Origin of the sequence: Nitrosopumilus sp. b1 (assembly GCF_014078545.1) — an archaeon.
Lineage (GTDB): Archaea > Thermoproteota > Nitrososphaeria > Nitrososphaerales > Nitrosopumilaceae > PXYB01.
On the sequence record NZ_MU078753.1, the window covers coordinates 1 to 1084 of the forward strand.

1 protein-coding gene and 1 tRNA gene are annotated in these 1084 nt (G+C 35.6%); one reads left to right on the top strand and one right to left on the bottom strand.

What is annotated here, in order from left to right; genetic code table 11:
- Positions 1-69: 69 nt before the first annotated feature.
- Positions 70-151 (bottom strand) — tRNA-Ser (locus C6988_RS10370).
- 96 nt (positions 152-247) lie between these two features.
- Here C6988_RS10370 and fen point away from each other — a divergent pair.
- The coding region (fen, locus tag C6988_RS10375; RefSeq protein WP_182135320.1) for a flap endonuclease-1 at positions 248-1084 on the top strand (837 nt) is incomplete at its 3' end.

Genomic DNA, 1084 nt, shown 5'->3' on the forward strand with positions numbered 1-1084 from the left:
AGCATTACTAGATGATGATAATCCAGAATATCTTAAAAAATTAGACAAGGCAAAAGAGAGTTGAAAATGCGCCAGGTAAGGGATTCGAACCCCTGCACGCTTGCGCGTAGCCGTTTTCGAGACGGCCGCCTTACCACTTGGCTAACCTGGCATAAATTCTTGGAAATATCTCCCAAATAAAGAAAAGCAGAACATAACAGCAAATTCAAAAACATGAATAGTGTCACAATCAAGTACTGAATTAGAAATGGGTTTAGATCTTAAGGCGTTAGTAGTAAGGGAGAGAACAAAACTAGAGTCATTTGCATCAAAGATTGTAGCAGTTGATGCATACAATGCAATCTATCAATTTCTTGCAATAATTAGAGGACCTGATGGAATGCATCTTGCAGATGCTCAAGGAAGAGTAACTAGTCATCTTAGCGGGTTAATGTATAGAAATATCAATTATCTATCTCTTGGAATCAAACCAGTATACGTATTTGATGGAAAACCACCTTCTATGAAATCAGCTGAAATTGAACGAAGACGACAAATCAAAAAAGATGCAACGGTAAAATATGAAAAAGCAATCTCAGAAGGAAATTTAGAAGATGCAAGAAAATATGCACAACAAACAACTGCAATGAAAGATGGTATGGTAGAAGACTCTAAAAGAATTCTAACATTATTTGGCATACCCCACATTGATGCACCATCAGAAGGAGAAGCTACTGCAGCATATCTAACGCAAACAGGAAAGGCATATGCATCTGCAAGTCAAGACTTTGATTCAGTTTTATTTGGAGCAAAAAAGCTCGTAAGAAATTTTACAAATAGTGGAAGAAGGAAAATTCCAAATAGAAATACGTACATCGATATTGAACCAGAAATTATTGATACGGAAAAAACATTAACCGAGTTGGGGTTAACCAAAGAACAATTAGTAGATGTTGGAATTTTAATTGGGACTGATTTTAATCCAGATGGTTTTGAGAGAATTGGTCCTAAAACTGCTCTAAAGATGATTAAGGAGCATTCAAAGCTTGAAAACATTCCAAAAATTAAAGATGAATTAGAAACAGTAGACTATGAGCAAATACGT